This is a genomic window from Sphingopyxis indica, from assembly GCF_032879645.1.
GTDB classification, from domain to species: Bacteria; Pseudomonadota; Alphaproteobacteria; order Sphingomonadales; family Sphingomonadaceae; genus Sphingopyxis; species Sphingopyxis indica.
Window position 1 is genome coordinate 26,994 of sequence record NZ_CP076395.1, and the last position, 17,427, is coordinate 44,420.

Genomic DNA, 17,427 nt, shown 5'->3' on the forward strand with positions numbered 1-17,427 from the left:
CCTCACACCGACAGATGACCGGGGATGCGCAGATGCCTACGCCCGACCTCGACGAAGAGCGGATCGCGTTTGGCAGCCCATACCGCGAGGAAATGACCGACTGCCCAGATGGCGATGCCAACCAGCCAGAGACGGAGGCCGAGGCCGACGGCGCCGGCCAGCGTGCCGTTGACGATGGCAATCGAACGCGGTGCGCCGCCGAGCAGGATATGCTCGGTCAGCGCCCGGTGAACCGGGATGGAGAAGCCCGGCACCGCATCGAGCTGTTCAAACCCGCCCGCCATCAGATGAGCGCCCCGCCGCCGAACGAGAAGAACGACAGGAAGAAGCTCGACGCCGCAAACGCGATGCTGAGGCCGAAGACGATCTGGATCAGCCGGCGGAAGCCGCCCGACGTGTCGCCGAAGGCGAGCGCCAGGCCGGTGGCAATGATGACGATGACGGCGATGATCTTGGCGACCGGCCCCTCGATCGGCTCTGTTGCAAAGATTGGCGGCAGTCAGAGGTAGGCTGTCGCTCTGCGCCGATCAGGCGGCTGCTGCGAAATGGTGGTTGAGCATGCCCATGGCCTCCGTCAGCGCCGAGGGCCCAATGCCAAAAGCTCTCTCCACAAGGCGCACCTCGCCCCTGATGCCGGGCTGCAGGCACCAGGGGCGAGCCTGTCCTTTGCGCAGGGCTCGCATGACTTCGAATCCCTTGATCGTGGCATAGGCCGTGGGGATCGATTTGAAACCGCGCACCGGCTTGATCAGTATCTTGAGCTTTCCGTGATCGGCCTCGATCACGTTATTGAGATACTTCACCTGCCGGTGGGCCGTCTCCCGGTCCAGCTTTCCTTCGCGCTTCAATTCGGTGATCGCTGCACCATAGCTCGGCGCTTTGTCGGTATTGAGCGTGGCAGGCTTTTCCCAGTGCTTCAGGCCTCGCAGGGCCTTGCCCAGGAACCGCTTCGCTGCCTTGGCGCTGCGGGTCGGCGACAGGTAGAAATCGATCGTGTCGCCCCGCTTGTCGACTGCCCGGTACAGGTAGGTCCACTTGCCCCGCACCTTGACGTAGGTTTCATCCAGGCGCCAGCTCGGATCAAAGCCACGCCGCCAGAACCAGCGCAGCCGCTTCTCCATCTCCGGGGCGTAGCACTGGACCCAGCGATAGATCGTCGTATGGTCGACCGAAATGCCGCGTTCCGCCAGCATTTCCTCAAGGTCGCGATAGCTGATCGGATAGCGACAATACCAGCGCACCGCCCACAGGATCACATCACCCTGGAAATGGCGCCACTTGAAATCCGTCATCGTTCCGTCCGTCCAATCTCCGCCAAGCATGCTCAAGCTTCACGATTTTTGCAACAGAGCCCGCGCGCGGGTATAAGGCGGGCGGCTTCAACCTCGACCGTTCGGCGCTCAAGTCGCCGATCGTGCCCTTTGCACTGTCGGGCGGTGCGCAGTCGCTCGTCGGCAACCTTCAGTTCGATCCGGAGCTGGTCAACAGCTATGAAATCGGCGCCAAATATTCGACCGGCCCGCTCAGCCTCGGCCTGACCTTCTTCCGGTCGGATTTCAAGAACTTCCAGCTCAACACCTTCAACGGCAGCGTGTTCATCGTCCAGACGATCAACGGTTGCAGCGGCGAACTCGATGGCGGCCCCGACGCCGACACCGATACCAGCAATGCGACGGGCGCGTGCGCGGCCGACGATGTGGGCTGGGGCGTGCGCGCCGAAGGCTTCGAGCTCGAGGCTTCGCTGGTTCCGGCGCCCTTCTTCCGCATGGCGGCGGGGCTGACCTATTCGAACACCAAGTTCCGCGACGAGCTGGTCGGCAACAAGAATGGCGATCCGCTCGACCAGGCGCTGCGCAAGCTGCCCGGCGACAATCTGTCGAACGCGCCCGAGCTGGTCGCGACCGGCAGCATCACCTGGACGCCGCCGATCGGCAGCAGCGGGCTGACCGGCCTCGTCTACATCGACGGCCGCATGACGAGCGATTACAACACCGGGTCGGACCTGTTCCCGCAGAAGGAACAGGACGGCTATGCGCTGGTCAACGCGCGCGTCGGCGTGCGCGGTCCCGACGAGGGCTGGGCGGTCGAGCTGTGGGCGCAGAATCTGTTCAACAAGCAATATGCGCAGGTCGCGTTCAACTCGCCCTTCCAGGCGGGGGGCGCGGGCGCACCCTTCACCGACCCGCAATATCCGGGCGGACGCCAGATCTTCTCGCAGTTCCTCGCCGAACCGCGCACCTATGGCGTGACGCTGCGCGGCAAATTCTGACGCTGCCGCACCAGCTTATCGGCCGCCCGCCTGCCTTTGTGCAGGCGGGCGGTTTTTTGTGACGTGCCGGCTGAGGAGCGGCCGGGTTCGGGCGGGAGCGGACCTATCAAACATCGTCACCCCGGACTTGATCCGGGGTCCATGATTTCGGCGCTACCATGGATCCCGGATCAGGTCCGGGATGACGAAAGAGAGTGAATGGCCGCTCCCCACCCCAAAGCCGGCAACCGGCTTCAGGCTCGCAAATGATCGGGAGTGGAGGCGCGCGGATCAGGCGCCGGGGATTGAAGCGCTCGCGTCGCGGCCGTCGCCTTCGGGGGCGGCGAGGATGTCGCGGGTGACGAGGCCCTTGTCGACGACCTGCGTCTCTTCGCTGCCGACCTCGCTGCGGATGCCGGGATCGGCGCGCGCGCTGTCGGCTTCGTCGAGTATTTCGGTTTCGCTCGGGCTGCGCGGCGCGGCGCCGCCGAACAGCGCGCGCAGCGTCTGCTCGGCTGCGGTCTCTCCGCCGCTGCGCGCGGCGCCGGGCGCGGGCGGGACGAGCGCGAAATCGGGCGGCACGACGAGCGGCGCCTGGCGCGTCACCGCGAATTCGTCGGGCCGGTCGCGGCTGAACAGGCTGTTCGATCCGCACGCCGACAGGGTCGTCGCGGTCAGGGCGCTGGCGAGGATGAGGGTGGTCCGGTTCACTGAAAAATCTCTCCTGATACGCCCCGTTAGTCGGTGGCGGCCCCGTCCGTCGAACGTTCGGCCGCCGAAGGGGCCTTTTCGCGCAAGAGCAGCGCGCGCGCAACCAGCAAAAGCACCCCGATCGTGATGCACGCGTCGGCGACGTTGAAGATGAGGAAGGGGCGGAATGTCCCGAAATGCAGGTCGGCGAAATCGACGACATAGCCGAAACGGATGCGGTCGAGGATATTGCCGATCGCGCCGCCGAGGATCAGCGCGAGCGCGATCACGTCGCCCTTCGCCCGCTCGCGCGTCATCCAGAAGGCGACCGCGGCCGCGACGATCGCGGTGACCGCGACGAGGATCCAGCGCACCGTTTCGCCCCCATCGGAGAACATCGACAGCGAGATGCCGGTGTTCTCCGCCCATTGCAGGTTGAAGATCGGCAGCAGTTCAATGAGCCCGCCGGGCTGGGTTTCGAGCGACAGCGGCACGGTGACGACCCATTTGGTCGCCTGGTCGAGCAGGAAGGCGGCCGCCGCGAGCAGCAGGCCGAAGCGCAGGTGCGGGGAACGGGTGGCGGTCATGTCGCGTCCAATACCGTCTCGCAGCGATTGCACAAGGCGCCGTCCTCGGCGACCTCGGGCAGATGGCGCCAGCAGCGGCCGCATTTGTGGTTGGCGGTGCGCTTCACGTCCCAGTCGCCGCGATGGACAGTTGAGGTGATGAAAATCTCCTCGAAATCCACATCGCCGCGATCGTTCGGCAACCACACTTCGGCTTCGAGGCTCGAACGGATGACCTTCTCGCGGCGCAGCGGTTCGATGCGTTCGGTGACGAGCGCGCGCGTGTCGCGAATCCCTGCCCATTTTTCCTTAAACTCGTCATTCCCGCGAAAGCGGGAATCCATATTGGCGTCAGCCGACGCACGCTCTGGATTCCCGCTTTCGCGGGGATGACGAATATCGGGAAGCGTGGGCCACTCGAGCAGATGCACACTGCCGCCGCCGGGATAGCGCGTGCCCCACACTTCCTCCGCGGTGAACACCAGCACCGGCGCCGCGTAGCGCACGAGCGCATGGAAGAGGATATCGAGCACGGTGCGATAGGCGGCGCGCTCCGCCGTCTGGTATCCGCTCGCCGGATTGACGTCGCAATAGAGCCGGTCCTTGCGGATATCGAAGTAAAAGGCCGACAGATCCTCATTACAGAAGTCCGCAAGCGCGCGCGTATAGGCGTTGAAGTCGAAATCGTCGACCGCGCGCGCGAGCTTTGCGTCGAGGTCGGCGAGCAGCGCCAGCATATAACGCTCGAGCTCGGGCATCGCCGCGACATCGGCGACACGCTCGTCCTCGGTGAAACCTTCGAGCGCGCCGAGCAGGTAGCGGAAGGTGTTGCGCAGCTTGCGATACTGGTCGGCGACCCCGGCGAGGATTTCCTTGCCGATGCGGTGGTCCTCGGTGAAGTCGACCGACAGCGCCCACAGCCGCAGAATGTCGGCGCCATAGTCGCGCATCAGGTCGATCGGGCTGATCGTGTTGCCGAGCGACTTCGACATCTTCATGCCCTTGGCATCCATGGTGAAGCCGTGGGTCAGCACCGCCTTGTACGGCGCGCGGCCGCGCGTGCCGCAGCTTTCGAGCAGCGACGACTGGAACCAGCCGCGATGCTGGTCCGACCCTTCGAGATAGAGGTCGGCGCTGTGCGCCCCCCCGTCGCGGCGGACGAGCGCGGGCCATTTGCCGCTTTCGAGCACGAAGGCGTGGGTGCAGCCCGAATCGAACCACACGTCGAGGATGTCGGTGACGCGCTCATAATCGGCGGCGTCATAGGCATCGCCCAGATAGTCCTGCGCGCGCGCGTCGCTCCACGCATCGACGCCGCCTTGCTTTACCGCGGCGACGATGCGGTCGTTGACTTGCCCGTCGATCAGATACTGGCCGGTCTTGCGGTTCACGAACAAAGTGATCGGCACGCCCCATGCGCGCTGGCGCGAGAGCACCCAGTCGGGGCGCGTTTCGACCATGCTGCCGATGCGGTTGCGGCCCTTGGCAGGGACGAAGCGCGTGTCGGCGATCGCCTGCATCGCGAGCTCGCGCAGCGTCTCGCCGTCGCCTTGCGCGGCGCGGATGTTTGCTTCGTCGGCACAGCGCGGGATGTCGCGGTCGATGACCTTGTCCATCGGCACGAACCATTGCGGGGTGCAGCGAAAGATCACCTTCGCCTTCGAGCGCCAGCTGTGCGGATAGCTGTGCGTGTAATCGGCGCTGGCCGCGAGCAGCGCGCCCGCTTCGCGCAGATCGGTGCATATCGGGCCGTCGGGGGCGTTGAACTTGGGATTGATGACGCTGCCAAGGCCGCCGAGCCACGCCCAGTCTTCGCGATATTTGCCGTCGCCCTCGACCGCGAAAACGGGGTGGATGTCATACTGCTTGCACAGCTCGAAATCATCCTCGCCATGGTCGGGCGCCATATGGACGAGCCCCGTGCCGCTGTCGGTGGTGACGAAATCGCCGGGCAGGAAGGGGCGGGGGCGGGCGAAGAAGTCCAGCGCGCGTTCCCAATCCTTGTCATTCCCGCGAAAGCGGGAATCCAGCGTGGGGTTGGCCGACGCACGCTCTGGATCCCCGCTTTCGCGGGGATGACGAAGATAATTATAGATCGGGTGGCGCGCGATGGTGCCGGCGAGGTCGGCGCCTTTGAAGCAGAGGCGGCTGGCGTAATTCAGCTGTGCCACAGGGTCGTTCAGTGCAGGCGCGTCACCAGTTGCGCGAAACGACAATCCAGTCCGCTGCAAGAAGCTTTCAACCAGCTCGAAGGCTACCAGATAGTCTCGGTCATCATCTGCTTTGACGAGATAATACTCAACCTCCGGCCCATAGGCCAAGGCCTGGTTGACCGGGATCGTCCACGGCGTCGTCGTCCAGATCACCGCATAAGCGCCGACCAGCTCCGCGATCGGGCTCTCCACAATCTCGAACGCGACGTCGATCTGCGTCGAGACGATATCCTCATATTCGACCTCGGCCTCGGCGAGGGCGGTCTTTTCGACCGGCGACCACATCACCGGCTTGGCGCCGCGGTAGAGCTGGCCCGACTCCGCGAACTTCATCAACTCGCGGACGATCGTCGCTTCGGCGTCATAATCCATCGTCAGATAGGGATGATCCCAGTCGCCGCCGATGCCGAGGCGCTTCAGCTGCTCGCGCTGGACATCGACCCAATGCTGCGCATAGGCGCGGCATTCGGCGCGGAATTCCTCGACGGGAACCTCGTCCTTGTTGAGCTTTTTCTTGCGATACTGCTCCTCGACCTTCCACTCGATCGGCAGGCCGTGGCAATCCCAGCCCGGCACATAGGGCGCGTCCTTGCCCTTCAGCGTCTGGGTGCGAACGACCATGTCTTTCAGGATATGGTTGAGCGCATGGCCGATGTGCATGTCGCCATTGGCATAGGGCGGGCCGTCGTGGAGGATGAACTGCGCGCGGTCCTGGCGCGACGCGCGAATCTGCCCCTCGAGGTCCTGCTCGAGCCATTTGGCGAGAATCGCCGGCTCCTTCTGCGGCAGGCCGGCCTTCATCGGAAAGTCGGTCTTGGGCAGGAAGACGGTGTCGCGATAGTCGCGGGTTTCGGCGGGAACGGGCGTGTCGGTCATGGTGCGCGCGCTTAGCGCAGTTTTGCTGCGGCGCAAAGAAGCGCGAGCAGCAGGTTCCAAAAGATTCGCGCAAAGGCGCAGAGGCACGGAAATTTTGGTTCACGCGAAGACGCGAAGGCGCGAAGAGGTCGGCTTGGCTGCGAAGCGGCTTTCTGATTCTCGCCGCGTCATGGCACGGCGTCGATCGGAAGAAGGGCCTTTCGGCCCGAACCATCTTCTTCGCGCCTTCGCGTCTTCGCGTGAAACCCTTCTTCTTTCTCTTTTCTCGGCGGCCGCTGTGCGAATCAAATATCCGCGAGCAGCGCCTTCGCTTGTTCGCAATCGGCCGCGATCTGCGCCGTCAGCGCGTCCATGTCGTCGAACTTCGCTTCGTCACGCAGGAAGGCGTGGAAGGCGACGTCGATTTCCTGCCCGTAAAGATCGCCCGAAAAATCGAAGAAATGCGGCTCGAGCAATTCCTTGGGCGGGTCGAAACTGGGACGGATGCCGAGGTTCGCGGCTCCTTTCAGGATGCGGCCGTCCGGCAGGCGGCCGGTCACGGCATAAATACCGTAGCGCGGGCGCAGATAGGGCCCCATGTCGATATTCGCGGTCGGAAAGCCGAGCAGGCGGCCGTTCCTGTCGCCGTGCTGGACGGCGCCGCGCACGGTGAAGGGGCGCGTCAGGAGCCGCGTCGCGGTGGCGCAGTCGCCCGCCTGCAGCGCCTCGCGGATGCGGCTCGACGAGATCACCTCGTCGGCGTCGTCGACGGGCGACACCATCTCGGTGAAGAAGCCGAGGCGGCGGGCATGGTCGGCGAGCGTCACGACATTGCCGCCGCGCCCCTTGCCAAAGACGAAGTCGCTTCCGGTGACGACCCCCGCGGCGCCGAAGCGATCGAGGAGCAGGCCGGTGATGAAATCCTCGGCGCTCGTGCCCGCGAGCGCGGCGTCGAAGGGGAGGACGAGCATCGCGTCGGCACCCGCCGCGCCGAACAGCTCCTGCCTCTGGTCGAGCGTGGTCAGGCGGAAGGGGGCGACGTCGGGCTTGAAGAAGCGCACCGGATGCGGGTCGAAGGTCGCGACGATCGCGGGGCGGCCGTCATCCTTCGCATGATGCACTGCGCGGCCGACGACCGCCTGATGCCCGGCGTGGAAGCCGTCGAAATTGCCGAGCGCGATCACCCCGCCGCGCAGCGGATCGGCGATGCGATCGTGGCCGTCGAGGCGGATCATTTCGCGCACAACCGGAAAATTCCATCCCCCAACCCCGTTTCCCCGAGCGAAGACGAGGGGCTTCTTCGAGCGAAGCGAGAAGCTGCGGCGTGGCCGCCTCGACTTCGCTCGGCATGGCCCCTCGTCTTCGCTCGGGGAAACGGGATGTTTAAGCTCGTCATTTTTGGGCCGCCCTCATCGGCACGATCCCCGCGCGCAGCACGCGGATCGCATTGCCGCCCATCGCGGCGCGAATCTGGTCGTCGGTGAAGCCCGCGTCGATCAGCGCCTGCGTCACCTGCACCAGCTGCGAGGTGTCGAAACGCACCGTCGTCGCGCCGTCATAATCGCTGCCGAGCGCGACATGCTCGATCCCGACGAGATCGCGCACATGCTTCATCGCCTTCGCGATGCTGGCGGGCGACAGGTCGCAAACCGCGGCGTCCCAATAGCCGACGCCGATCAGCCCGCCGGTCGCGGCGATCCCGCGAATTTCGGCGTCGGAGAGGTTGCGGTTGACCTTGCACGTCGCCTGCACCCCGCCGTGGCTCGACACCACCGGGCGCCGCGCCATTTCGAGCAGGTCGGCGACGCCCGCGTGGCTCAAATGGGCGATGTCGACGATCATGCCCTTATCCTCCATCGCGCGCACGACCCGGCGCCCGAAGGGGGTGAGCCCGCCCTTCTTCAGCCCGTGCATCGAGCCCGCGAGGCGGTTGTCGAAGAAATGGGTGAGCCCCGCCATGCGGAAGCCCGCGGCGTGGAGCTTGTCGAGATTGGCGATGTCGCCTTCGAGGTCCCGCAGCCCCTCGATGCTGAGCAGCGCGCCGACCGGCACCGCCTTGCCGCCGCGCCGCGCGGCGAGCAGCGCATCCAGATCGACCGGGTTCGCGACGGCGCGCAATTGGCCGTGCGACGCCGCTTCGGCGCGGTGCAGCTTTTCGGCGTGCCACAGCGAGCGTTCGAGCAGCGAGCCCCAGGTCCGCACCGGCTGGAGATGAGCAATGACCAGACCGGTGATATTGTCGCCGTCGGCACTGTTCGCGTCGTAATTCTGCCCCTTTGGCGTCTTGCTGACGCTCGAGAAGATTTGCAGCGCGACATGCCCCTCTTCGAGCCGCGGCAGGTCGACATGGCCGCGCCCGGCGCGGGTCAGCAGGTCGCGCTTCCACAGCAAGGTGTCGCTGTGGAGGTCGACGATGGTGAGGCTGCGGTGGAGCGCACGCGCATGTTCGCTCACCGGGGGCAGCGCGCCGCCCTCGACCTTGTTCATGCCGCGCTCGATCATCGCGGGGCCGAGCAGGAAGAAGGCGCCGGCGGCGACCAGCAGCAGCGCGAGAAGGCCGATGATCCAGCGGCGCATCAGCGGCGCCGGGTCAGCGTGACGAAGGCGTGCGCCGGGCGGCCGTCGGCGGCGGGATGCGCCTCGCGCGCCACCTCTTGCCATTCGGCGGGGTCTGGGGCCTCGATCACCGCGTCGCCCGCGGGTTCGATCGCCACTTCGGTCAGGTCGATGCGGTCGGCGAGCGGCAGGAAGAGGCGATAGATTTCGGCGCCGCCGATCACCATCACCTGCGGCGCATTGGCCATCCGCAGCGCCTCTTCGACGCTGTGCGCAACTTCGGCATTCTCGTCCTGCCAGCCGGTATCGCGGGTGAGGACGATGTGCCGCCGCCCCTCGAGCACCGCGGGCAGGCTGTCGAAGGTCTTGCGCCCCATGATCATCGGGCGCCCCATCGTGCGCTGCTTGAAGCGGCGCAGGTCGGCGGGAAGGTGCCACGGCAGCTTGCCGCCCGCCCCGATCACGCCATTGGCGGCGCGGGCGAGGATCAAAGTGATCTCGGGATGATTCATGCGGGAGAGATTCCGACCCAAGTGACGTGACCGAGCTTGCGACCGTCGCGCACGTCGGTCTTGCCATAGTGATGCACATGTGCGCCCGGCTCGGCAAGCAGGCGCGGCACGCTTTCGATGCCGGCGCCGATCAGGTTGCGCATCGTTACCGGGAGCAGCGGCACTGCCGTGTCGCCGAGCGGCAGGCCGGCGACGGCGCGGATATGATTTTCAAACTGGCTCATGATCGCGCCCTCGATCGTCCAGTGGCCGCTGTTGTGGACGCGCGGCGCCATTTCGTTGAACACCGGCCCCGTGTCTGTCGCGAAAAATTCGCCCGTCAGGACGCCGACATAGTCGAGCGCCTCGGCGATCTTTGCCATCATCGCGCGCGCCTCCGCCTGCTGCTCGATCACGATCGGCGGCGGCGGCAGCATCGAGGCGCTGAGAATGCCGCCCGCATGGACGTTGAGCGGCGAATCCCAGAAGCGCGTCTCGCCGCCCGCCCCGCGCACCATCAGCACCGAAAATTCGTGCGCGAAGGCGACGAAGCCTTCGAGGATCGCGGGATGGCGGCCGATCGTCTCCCACGCTTCGTCGGCATCCGATGCGTCGGCAAGCCGCGCCTGCCCCTTGCCGTCATAACCCATGCGTGCCGTTTTGAGGATCGCGGGCGCGCCGATTTCGGCGATCGCGGCATCGAGCGCGGCGCGGTCGGGAGCGGGCGCGAAAGGCGCGGTGCGGCCGCCGAGACCGGCGACGAAGCGCTTCTCGGCGAGGCGGTCCTGCGCGATTTCGAGTGCCGCGGCGCCGGGGCGCACCGCGACATGGCCCGACAGGAAGCGGACGGTATCGACCGGAACATTCTCGAACTCGAGCGTGACGACATCGCAGGCCGCGGCGAAGGCGGCGAGGCGCGGTTCGTCGTCCCACGCGGCCTGCACATGATGCGCCGCGACGTCCGCCGCGACGCTTTCATGCTCGGGGGCATAGATATGCGTTCTATAGCCGAGCTGCGCCGCGGCGAGGCCGAGCATCCGGCCGAGCTGGCCGCCGCCCAATATGCCGATGGTCGAGCCCGGTGGCAGCACGCGTTCAGCCCTCGCGCACCGGAGCGGGAGCGACGCTTTCGGTCTGCGCGGCGCGCCACGCATCGAGCTTCTGCGCGAGACCGGGATCGTCACCGGCGAGCAGCGCCGCCGCGAACAGGCCGGCGTTGGTCGCGCCGGCCTTGCCGATCGCGAAGGTCGCGACGGGGACGCCGCCGGGCATCTGGACGATCGACAGCAGGCTGTCCATGCCGCTCAAGGCCGCCGACTGCACCGGCACGCCGAGCACCGGAACGCGCGTCATCGAAGCGACCATGCCGGGCAGGTGCGCGGCGCCACCGGCGCCGGCGATGATCGCGCGCAGCCCGCGCTCCGCCGCGCCCTTCGCATAATCGACGAGGCGGTCGGGGGTGCGGTGCGCCGACACGATATGGACCTCGTGCGCGATACCGAACTCTTCGAGAATCTGGACCGCGTGCGCCATCGTCGGCCAGTCCGACTGGCTGCCCATGATGACGCCCACCTGCGGCGCGCTGTCGCCCATTCGCAATCCCTCCTGTCCGGCGATTCACCGCCGTGTCCGTCCCCTAGCGGCTCATAATGGGACGGGCAACGCCGTCGATTCGCCGAGCGTTTACCGATTGGTATGAAGTCGTGGTTATCGTGGGGTGTAACGAGACCGACGGCATTCCGCCGCCGGCTATTTTCGCTACGCGCCGGGGACTAGGCATGGACAGTATCGGGGGGGCACGGATCGCGGTCGACCAGCTCGGCTTCGCACCCGTCGACTCCATCGAGGATCAGCTGCGCGAAATCCGCCGCGAGCGCGACGCGCTGCGCCGCGAAAACAGGGTTCTCAAGATCGCGGTCGCCGAGCTCGAGCGCGTGTCCGAACGCGACACGCTGACCCCGCTGTTCAACCGCCGCTATTTCCTGACCGCGATTCATCAGCGCATCGCGCGCTTCGAGCGCCACGCCGAGCGCGCCGCGGTGGTGTTCGCCGACGTCAACCAGCTCAAATATATCAACGACAGCCTCGGCCATGCCGCGGGCGATTTCGCGCTGCTCGAAATCGCCAACCGGCTGCTCGCCGCGATCCGCGCGACCGACGTCGCGGCGCGCATCGGCGGCGACGAATTCGGGCTGATCCTCGACCAGTCGAGCGAGGCCGGTGCGCGTGCGCAGGTCGAACGCCTGTCCGAACTGCTCAGCGCCGGGCCCGCAATCTACGACGGGCAGGAGATCCCGCTGTCGGCCTGCTTCGGGGTCGCGATGCTCGAGGCCGACATGAGCGAATCGGACCTGCTCGCCGCCGCCGACCGCGATATGTATCGCAACAAGCAGGCGCAGGAAGCGTCCGCCGGGCATCGCTGAGCCCGTTAGTTTTCAAACTGAACCGCCCGTTAACCAAAATCCGCCATGCTTGCCCGCACCGATGGGGGGTGTGGGATGATGGGTTGCAACAATCCGGTCGACGAAATTCGCGGCCGTATCGACGCGCTGGTCGAAAGGCTGCCGCGCGCGGCGCCGGTTCAGATCGCCGAGGGGATCGAGGCGATTCGCCGCCTGGCGCGAGAGAGCGGCTTCGACGCGGTCGAGGTGCTGGCCCGGCAATGCGAATCGGCGATCGGCGCGGGACGCGATCGCGCCGCGATCCGCGTCTATCTCGATGCGATGCACGACGCGGCCTTCGTGCCCGGCCTGCTTTCGGCCTTTGCCGCCGAGGCGTGGCTCGCGTCGGTGGCAACGCGGCTCGCCAATTAGCGCGGCCGCCGAAAAGCCGTTAGGCGTCTTGCATGGACGCGATCATGATCACGCTGGTGGCGGTGCTGCTCGCCAACGCCGACGGGCGGAGCGGCGTCTTTCTCGCGCGCCTGGCCGCCTTGCGCAACGACGCCCGCACGGTCATGGCGATCGCCTTCGCCGGCTTCGCCGCCAATGCGCTGGTCGCTGCGTCGATCGGCACGCTCGCCAACCGCACGATCGGCCAAGGGGCGATCGTGCTGATCGTCGCGGTTGCGCTGGTCGCCGCTGCGGTCGCCTTGCTCTGGTCGCGGCGGCCGCATGACGACGCCCGGCTCGTCGCCGCGCCCATGCCGCTGCTCGCGCTGCGGATGCTGGCCGCGCAGATCGGCGATCGCGGTTCTTTCCTGATCGCGGCGCTCGCCGCAACGAGCGGTGCCGGGCTGTGGGCGGCAGCGGGCGGGACGATCGGCTGGCTCCTCGCGCTGCTGCCCTTTCTGGCGCTCGGCCCGGCGCTCGCCGATCGGCCGCCCGCGCGGCTGCTGCGCTGGGCGAGCGCAGCGATCCTGCTGTTGTGGGGCCTGCGTTCGGCGCTGGGTGCATTCGGCCTGTTCGCGTAGGCGACTTCGTTTCATCGAATTTATCAATGATAGCGACCAAGAGCCTCCATGGGCGTTCGGTTGGGTGTCCCCCTATATGGGCGCTGCCAACGAAAGGAGTTCACCCATGTCCAAGAACCAGCCCGCCGTCGCCGATGCGCTCAACGCCCTGCTCGCCGACAGCTATGCACTTTACCTCAAGACCAAAAATTATCACTGGCACGTCGAGGGGCCGCGTTTCCGCCAGCTTCACCTGCTGTTCGACGAACATGCGTCGCAAATCCTCGCGACCACCGACCTGATCGCCGAACGCGTGCGCAAGAATGGCGCGGCGACGCTACGCTCGATCGGCGACATCGCGCGGCGCCAGTCGATCAAGGACGATGATGCGGCCAAGGTCGACGCTGACGCGATGGTCCGCAACCTCGCCGACGACAATGAAGCGCTGCTCGCGCAGATCAAGGAAACCAAGGCGGCGGCCGAAGCCGCCGGCGACATTGCGACGAGCGGCCTCGTCGACGGCTGGGCCGACGAAACCGAACAGCGCATCTGGTTCCTGAAGGCGACACTGGCGTAAAGCGCGGTCGTTGCCGGTTGCGGGCGGAGCGGACATTCTTCTCCCCTCCCGCTTGCGGGAGGGGTTGGGGGGTTGGCAGCGGCGCTGCAAGGCCCCATCCCGCTGCGGCTAGCGAGCAAGCTCGCAAGCCTCGCTGCCCCTCCCGCAAGCGGGAGGGGATATCCGTTCGCCGTTCAATCGGCAGCCCTCCGCCAATCGACGCCCGCTCAGCCCGCCGGGTTTGCCGCCTGGATTTCGGCGATCAGCGCGCCGTCGATCGCCTTCGCGCGCTTGTAGGCGGCGCGCTCGCGCAGCGGTTCGACATAGGCTTCGAAGGCCGGGCGCGGAGCGATCGTGCCGAACTGCAGCCCCCAGTCGATCTGGCTGCCGACATAGACGTCGGCGGCACTGAAGCGGTCGCCCGCGACAAACGCCTTGCCGGCGACCGCGCTTTCGAGCGTGTCGAGCGCGGCGGCGAGCGAGCCGAAGCCCGCCATCCGTTGCTGGTCGATGTCGGGCTCGATGCCGAAATGCTTCGCGGTAATCGCCTGTTCGACCGGTCCCGCGGTGAAGAAGAGCCAGCGGTAGTAATCGGCGCGCTCGGCGGGTGCGGGCGCGAGCCCGGCGCCGGGAAAGGCATCGGCCAGATAGGCGCAGATCGCGGCGCATTCGGTGACGACCCGGCCGTTGTGGACGATCGCGGGCACCTTGCCCATCGGGTTGATCGCCCGATAGGCGGCGTCCTTCATCGTCGTGCCGTAATCGAGCAGGCGCTGCTGATAGGGCGCGCCGACCTCTTCGAGCATCCAGCGGACGATCTGTCCGCGCGACATCGGGTTGGTATAGAAAATCAGCTCGTCGGCCATCGCTCGTCTCCCTTGGTTGCGAATCGCGTGATGGGAACATATCAGGAACGATCTTTGCGTTCCAGCGGGCTTGTTTTGTCATCATGGGCCGGTAAGGCAAAGCGATGAGCGACGAACGCATCTGGACCGCCGCCGTGCTGGTGATCGGCGACGAGATTCTCTCGGGCCGCACGCAGGACAAGAATGTCGCGCAGATCGCGACCTGGCTCGACGTGCAGGGCATCCGCCTGCGCGAAGTGCGGATCGTCCCCGATGTCGAGCGAGAGATCATCGACGCGCTGAACGCGCTGCGTGCGCGCTACGACTATGTCTTCACCACCGGCGGCATCGGCCCGACGCACGACGACATCACCGTCGATGCGGTCGCGAAGGCGCTCGGCGTCGGCGTGGTGATCCATCCCGACGCGCGCGCGATCCTCGAGCGCTATTACCGCGCGCGCGGCAGCGAGCTCACCGAGGCGCGGCTGCGCATGGCGCGCGTCCCCGACGGCGCCGAGCTGATTCCCAACCGCATGTCGGGCGCGCCGGGCATCCGGCTCGGCAATCTCTTCCTGATGGCCGGGGTGCCGCACATTACAGCCGGGATGCTCGACGCGCTGACCGGTCAGCTCGAGGGCGGGGCGCCGCTGGTCGCGCGCACGATCGGCGCCTGGGCGCCCGAAAGCGAGATCGCCGACCTGCTACGCCAGGCCGAAAAGGATCACGCGGGGGTCGCGATCGGCAGCTATCCCTTTTTCCGCGACGGGCGCACCGGCGCCAATTTCGTCTTTCGCTCGACCGAGGCGGCAGCAGTCGAGGCCTGCGTCGCGGCGGTTTCGGCGGGGCTCGAGGCCGCGGGCTATGCAGTGACCGACGGCGGCATCTGATCGGGCAGGTCGTCGCCCGCCGAGCGCGTGACGCGCGGCAGGCGGCGCAGGAACGCCATCGCGAGCAGCCCGAAGAGCGCAGCAACGATGAAGGCGGCCCCTGGGAAATGCACCGGCGCGCGCGTGCCGGTGAACCACGCCATCGTACCGGTGAGCAGTGCGGGCGCGGCGATCTGTCCCAGTCCCATCGTCATCGCGGTGATCCCCTGCACCTCGCCCTGCATGTCGGCGCCCGCGCGGCGCGACATCATCGCCATCAGCGACGGCTGCACCGGCGACTGGAAGGCGACGGGGATCAGCAACAGGAAAGCGCCCCACGTCGTGCGCACGAAGGCGAAGCCGACGAAAATCGCGACCGCGACCGCAAGCCCGATCGTCGCCGCATCACGCTCGCCGAAGCGCGCGACCATCGGCCCGACGACAAAGGTCTGGCCGAGCGCGATCGCCACGCCGACGAAAGCGAGGCTCGCGCCGATCATCGCCGGCGACCAGCCGAGCTGCGCAATGCAGTAAAAGCTCCACGTCATCGGATAGACAAGGCTCGCGATCTGCCACAGCAGCAGCACCCCCGCGACCCCGCCCATACCCGGCAACCGCCGCATCGTCGCCCACGCGCCGAGCGGGTTGGCGCGCCGCCAGTCGAAGGCGCGGCGCTTCGCCGCGGGCAGCGTTTCGGGAAAGACGAAGGCGCCATAGGCCATGTTCGCCGCCGCGAGCAGCGCCGCCGCGACGAAAGGCGCGCGCGGCCCGACCTCACCCAGAAAGCCGCCGATCGCCGGGCCGACGACGAAACCCACGCCAAAAGCCGCGCCGACGAAGCCGAAGTTGCGCGCGCGCTCCGCAGGCCGCGTGACGTCGGCGATGGCGGCCTGTGCCGCGGCAAAGCTGCCGCCGAACAAGCCCGACAGCGCTCTCGCAATGAACAGCCAGGGCAAGGTGTCGACGACGACGAGCAGCGCATAGTCGGCGGCGAGTCCGGCGAGCGAGAGCAGCAGCACGCGGCGGCGCCCGATATGGTCGGAGAGATTGCCGAGCAACGGCGAGGCGAGGAAGGTCGCGAGCGCCATCACCAGCCCGATCCACGCGCCGACCTCGATCGCGGGAGCGAGCGCGATGCGCCCGACCTCCATCACCAGCTGCGGCAGCACCGGCATGATGATGCCGAAGCCGATGGCGTCGATGAAAATCGTCGCAACGATGAAGGGGATGGTGCGCGATGCGGTCATGCTGCGGCCCGTTCGGCCGAAATCGGGCAGGCTGCAAGATGTTTCGGCGGTTTCAAGATTTTCCCTTTCTTCGCGCGACCGATGCGCGGCCCATGCGTTATGGAGGATGACGATGCGGATCAGTGCTTTCCTCGACTATCGTTTCCCCGCACCCGCCGACGTCATGGTGCAGGTCGAAGCCGCAACGCTTGCCGACCAGCGGGTGCGCGATGCGTCGCTCGATACGGGCGAAACGCCCGTGCTCGCCCGTATCGCGGCGCTCGAAGGCGTCGGCGAACGCATCTGGCTGCGCCCCGCCGACCGGCTGACGCTGCGTTATGCCGCGACGGTCGAGGTGGCGCGCGGGCGCCCCGACTATCGCGCCCGCGCCGCGGTGCCGCTGCCGCGGCTGCCCGCCGAGGCCGTGCCCTATCTCAACGAATCGCGCTACTGCCCGTCGAACCGGCTCGACGCCTTTGCAACGGAGCGCTTCGGCGCACTGACCGGCGGCGCGAAGGTCGCGGCGATGGCCGAGTGGATCGCGGCGCATTTCACCTATGCCGCGGGCATCAGCGATGCCGGCACGACGGCGCTCGACAGCCTAGCACTGCGCAGCGGCGTGTGCCGCGACTATGCGCATGTGCTGATCGCGCTCGCCCGCGCCGCCGAAATCCCGGCGCGCATCGCCAGCGCCTATGCGCCGCACGTCGAGCCGCAGGATTTCCACGCGGTCGCTGAGGTCTATCTGGAGGGCGGCTGGCACCTCGTCGACCCGACGGGCATGGCGCGCGCGAACGAGATGGCGCTGATCGGCGTCGGCCGCGACGCGACCGACATCAGCTTCCTGACCGCCTATGGCACGGCGGAGCTGATTGATCAGCGCGTGACGGTGGAATAGGAAAACTGGAGCGGGCGAAGGGATTC

At 67.0% G+C, this 17,427-nt stretch carries 18 protein-coding genes and 2 pseudogenes; 7 read left to right on the plus strand and 13 right to left on the minus strand.

The window, feature by feature from the left end:
• Window positions 1-2: 2 nt before the first annotated feature.
• From KNJ79_RS20530 to KNJ79_RS20540, 3 genes and pseudogenes are all read right to left on the minus strand, one after another.
• Window positions 3-284, minus strand: a complete 282-nt coding sequence (locus KNJ79_RS20530) for a VirB3 family type IV secretion system protein (protein ID WP_009450537.1) — start codon at window positions 282-284, stop codon at window positions 3-5.
• Window positions 284-478, minus strand: a pseudogene (locus KNJ79_RS20535) (TrbC/VirB2 family protein); the annotation flags it as partial. The pseudogene KNJ79_RS20535 and the gene KNJ79_RS20530, both read right to left, overlap by 1 nt.
• Before the next feature lie 49 nt (window positions 479-527).
• The gene (locus KNJ79_RS20540) at window positions 528-1,292 is read right to left on the minus strand and encodes an IS6-like element IS6100 family transposase (RefSeq protein WP_001389365.1); all 765 of its coding nucleotides are present in this window, start codon (window positions 1,290-1,292) and stop codon (window positions 528-530) included.
• A gap of 62 nt (window positions 1,293-1,354) precedes the next feature.
• On the opposite strand from KNJ79_RS20540, the pseudogene KNJ79_RS20545 reads away from it, so the two are divergent.
• Window positions 1,355-2,269 (plus strand): annotated as a pseudogene (locus tag KNJ79_RS20545) (TonB-dependent receptor domain-containing protein); the annotation flags it as partial.
• Between the two features lie 270 nt (window positions 2,270-2,539).
• Here KNJ79_RS20545 and KNJ79_RS20550 read toward each other — a convergent pair.
• The 8 genes from KNJ79_RS20550 to purE form a co-directional block, all read right to left on the minus strand.
• A complete protein-coding gene (locus tag KNJ79_RS20550) occupies window positions 2,540-2,959 on the minus strand; it encodes a DUF3035 domain-containing protein (RefSeq protein WP_317154103.1) in 420 nt (139 codons plus the stop codon).
• Window positions 2,960-2,985: 26 nt separating this feature from the next.
• Window positions 2,986-3,525: a signal peptidase II gene (gene lspA / locus KNJ79_RS20555; protein WP_317154104.1), complete on the minus strand. Its 540-nt coding sequence runs from the start codon at window positions 3,523-3,525 to the stop codon at window positions 2,986-2,988.
• A complete protein-coding gene (ileS, locus tag KNJ79_RS20560; RefSeq protein ID WP_317154105.1) occupies window positions 3,522-6,593 on the minus strand; it encodes an isoleucine--tRNA ligase in 3,072 nt (1,023 codons plus the stop codon). Before ileS ends, lspA begins: the two co-directional genes overlap by 4 nt.
• Window positions 6,594-6,877: 284 nt before the next feature.
• Window positions 6,878-7,807: a bifunctional riboflavin kinase/FAD synthetase gene (locus tag KNJ79_RS20565; RefSeq protein WP_317154106.1), complete on the minus strand. Its 930-nt coding sequence runs from the start codon at window positions 7,805-7,807 to the stop codon at window positions 6,878-6,880.
• A 157-nt stretch (window positions 7,808-7,964) separates the two neighbouring features.
• On the minus strand, window positions 7,965-9,149 hold the full coding sequence (locus KNJ79_RS20570) for a dipeptidase (protein WP_317154107.1): 1,185 nt from the start codon (window positions 9,147-9,149) through the stop codon (window positions 7,965-7,967).
• Complete coding sequence (locus KNJ79_RS20575) at window positions 9,149-9,640, minus strand: dihydrofolate reductase (protein WP_317154108.1); 492 nt, start codon at window positions 9,638-9,640, stop codon at window positions 9,149-9,151. Before KNJ79_RS20575 ends, KNJ79_RS20570 begins: the two co-directional genes overlap by 1 nt.
• Complete coding sequence (locus tag KNJ79_RS20580) at window positions 9,637-10,656, minus strand: 5-(carboxyamino)imidazole ribonucleotide synthase (protein WP_317154196.1); 1,020 nt, start codon at window positions 10,654-10,656, stop codon at window positions 9,637-9,639. The genes KNJ79_RS20575 and KNJ79_RS20580 overlap by 4 nt, the downstream gene beginning before the upstream one ends.
• 58 nt (window positions 10,657-10,714) lie before the next feature.
• Complete coding sequence (gene purE / locus KNJ79_RS20585) at window positions 10,715-11,212, minus strand: 5-(carboxyamino)imidazole ribonucleotide mutase (protein ID WP_317154109.1); 498 nt, start codon at window positions 11,210-11,212, stop codon at window positions 10,715-10,717.
• A 185-nt stretch (window positions 11,213-11,397) separates the two neighbouring features.
• On the opposite strand from purE, the gene KNJ79_RS20590 reads away from it, so the two are divergent.
• The 4 genes from KNJ79_RS20590 to KNJ79_RS20605 all read left to right on the plus strand — a co-directional run bounded on the left by KNJ79_RS20590 (window position 11,398) and on the right by KNJ79_RS20605 (window position 13,587).
• Window positions 11,398-12,042 (plus strand): GGDEF domain-containing protein, encoded by a 645-nt coding sequence (locus KNJ79_RS20590; protein WP_089216684.1) that lies wholly within the window; start codon window positions 11,398-11,400, stop codon window positions 12,040-12,042.
• A 75-nt stretch (window positions 12,043-12,117) separates the two neighbouring features.
• Window positions 12,118-12,432 carry a hypothetical protein gene (locus tag KNJ79_RS20595; RefSeq protein WP_317154110.1) on the plus strand — a complete coding sequence of 105 codons (315 nt, stop codon included), beginning with the start codon at window positions 12,118-12,120 and terminating at the stop codon, window positions 12,430-12,432.
• Between the two features lie 32 nt (window positions 12,433-12,464).
• Window positions 12,465-13,031 (plus strand): TMEM165/GDT1 family protein, encoded by a 567-nt coding sequence (locus KNJ79_RS20600; protein WP_317154111.1) that lies wholly within the window; start codon window positions 12,465-12,467, stop codon window positions 13,029-13,031.
• A 106-nt stretch (window positions 13,032-13,137) separates the two neighbouring features.
• Window positions 13,138-13,587 carry a Dps family protein gene (locus KNJ79_RS20605; RefSeq protein ID WP_245836814.1) on the plus strand — a complete coding sequence of 150 codons (450 nt, stop codon included), beginning with the start codon at window positions 13,138-13,140 and terminating at the stop codon, window positions 13,585-13,587.
• Window positions 13,588-13,793: 206 nt separating this feature from the next.
• Here KNJ79_RS20605 and KNJ79_RS20610 read toward each other — a convergent pair whose 3' ends face one another.
• On the minus strand, window positions 13,794-14,432 hold the full coding sequence (locus KNJ79_RS20610) for a glutathione S-transferase family protein (protein ID WP_317154112.1): 639 nt from the start codon (window positions 14,430-14,432) through the stop codon (window positions 13,794-13,796).
• Window positions 14,433-14,536: 104 nt separating this feature from the next.
• Here KNJ79_RS20610 and KNJ79_RS20615 point away from each other — a divergent pair, with 104 nt between their 5' ends.
• Window positions 14,537-15,298, plus strand: coding sequence for a competence/damage-inducible protein A (locus KNJ79_RS20615; RefSeq protein WP_089216689.1), 762 nt, complete (start codon window positions 14,537-14,539; stop codon window positions 15,296-15,298).
• Here KNJ79_RS20615 and KNJ79_RS20620 read toward each other — a convergent pair.
• Window positions 15,271-16,524 carry an MFS transporter gene (locus KNJ79_RS20620; protein WP_317154113.1) on the minus strand — a complete coding sequence of 418 codons (1,254 nt, stop codon included), beginning with the start codon at window positions 16,522-16,524 and terminating at the stop codon, window positions 15,271-15,273. The genes KNJ79_RS20615 and KNJ79_RS20620 overlap by 28 nt on opposite strands.
• 112 nt (window positions 16,525-16,636) lie before the next feature.
• Between KNJ79_RS20620 and KNJ79_RS20625 the strand changes: the two genes are divergently transcribed.
• Entirely contained in the window at window positions 16,637-17,401 is a 765-nt protein-coding gene (locus KNJ79_RS20625; RefSeq protein ID WP_317154114.1) for a transglutaminase-like domain-containing protein, read from the plus strand.
• Window positions 17,402-17,427: the final 26 nt, after the last annotated feature.

Coding starts and splice junctions, on each gene's coding strand:
- KNJ79_RS20610 (WP_317154112.1), bottom strand. CDS start 14,432: ATGGCCGACGAGCTGATTTTCTATACCAACCCGATGTCGCGCGGACAG.
- KNJ79_RS20605 (WP_245836814.1), top strand. CDS start 13,138: ATGTCCAAGAACCAGCCCGCCGTCGCCGATGCGCTCAACGCCCTGCTC.
- KNJ79_RS20595 (WP_317154110.1), top strand. CDS start 12,118: ATGATGGGTTGCAACAATCCGGTCGACGAAATTCGCGGCCGTATCGAC.
- KNJ79_RS20540 (WP_001389365.1), bottom strand. CDS start 1,292: ATGACGGATTTCAAGTGGCGCCATTTCCAGGGTGATGTGATCCTGTGG.
- KNJ79_RS20570 (WP_317154107.1), bottom strand. CDS start 9,149: ATGCGCCGCTGGATCATCGGCCTTCTCGCGCTGCTGCTGGTCGCCGCC.
- KNJ79_RS20615 (WP_089216689.1), top strand. CDS start 14,537: ATGAGCGACGAACGCATCTGGACCGCCGCCGTGCTGGTGATCGGCGAC.
- KNJ79_RS20565 (WP_317154106.1), bottom strand. CDS start 7,807: ATGATCCGCCTCGACGGCCACGATCGCATCGCCGATCCGCTGCGCGGC.
- KNJ79_RS20620 (WP_317154113.1), bottom strand. CDS start 16,524: ATGACCGCATCGCGCACCATCCCCTTCATCGTTGCGACGATTTTCATC.
- KNJ79_RS20580 (WP_317154196.1), bottom strand. CDS start 10,656: ATGCTCGGCCTCGCCGCGGCGCAGCTCGGCTATAGAACGCATATCTAT.
- ileS (WP_317154105.1), bottom strand. CDS start 6,593: ATGACCGACACGCCCGTTCCCGCCGAAACCCGCGACTATCGCGACACC.
- KNJ79_RS20625 (WP_317154114.1), top strand. CDS start 16,637: ATGCGGATCAGTGCTTTCCTCGACTATCGTTTCCCCGCACCCGCCGAC.
- purE (WP_317154109.1), bottom strand. CDS start 11,212: ATGGGCGACAGCGCGCCGCAGGTGGGCGTCATCATGGGCAGCCAGTCG.
- KNJ79_RS20530 (WP_009450537.1), bottom strand. CDS start 284: ATGGCGGGCGGGTTTGAACAGCTCGATGCGGTGCCGGGCTTCTCCATC.
- KNJ79_RS20575 (WP_317154108.1), bottom strand. CDS start 9,640: ATGAATCATCCCGAGATCACTTTGATCCTCGCCCGCGCCGCCAATGGC.
- KNJ79_RS20590 (WP_089216684.1), top strand. CDS start 11,398: ATGGACAGTATCGGGGGGGCACGGATCGCGGTCGACCAGCTCGGCTTC.
- KNJ79_RS20600 (WP_317154111.1), top strand. CDS start 12,465: ATGGACGCGATCATGATCACGCTGGTGGCGGTGCTGCTCGCCAACGCC.
- lspA (WP_317154104.1), bottom strand. CDS start 3,525: ATGACCGCCACCCGTTCCCCGCACCTGCGCTTCGGCCTGCTGCTCGCG.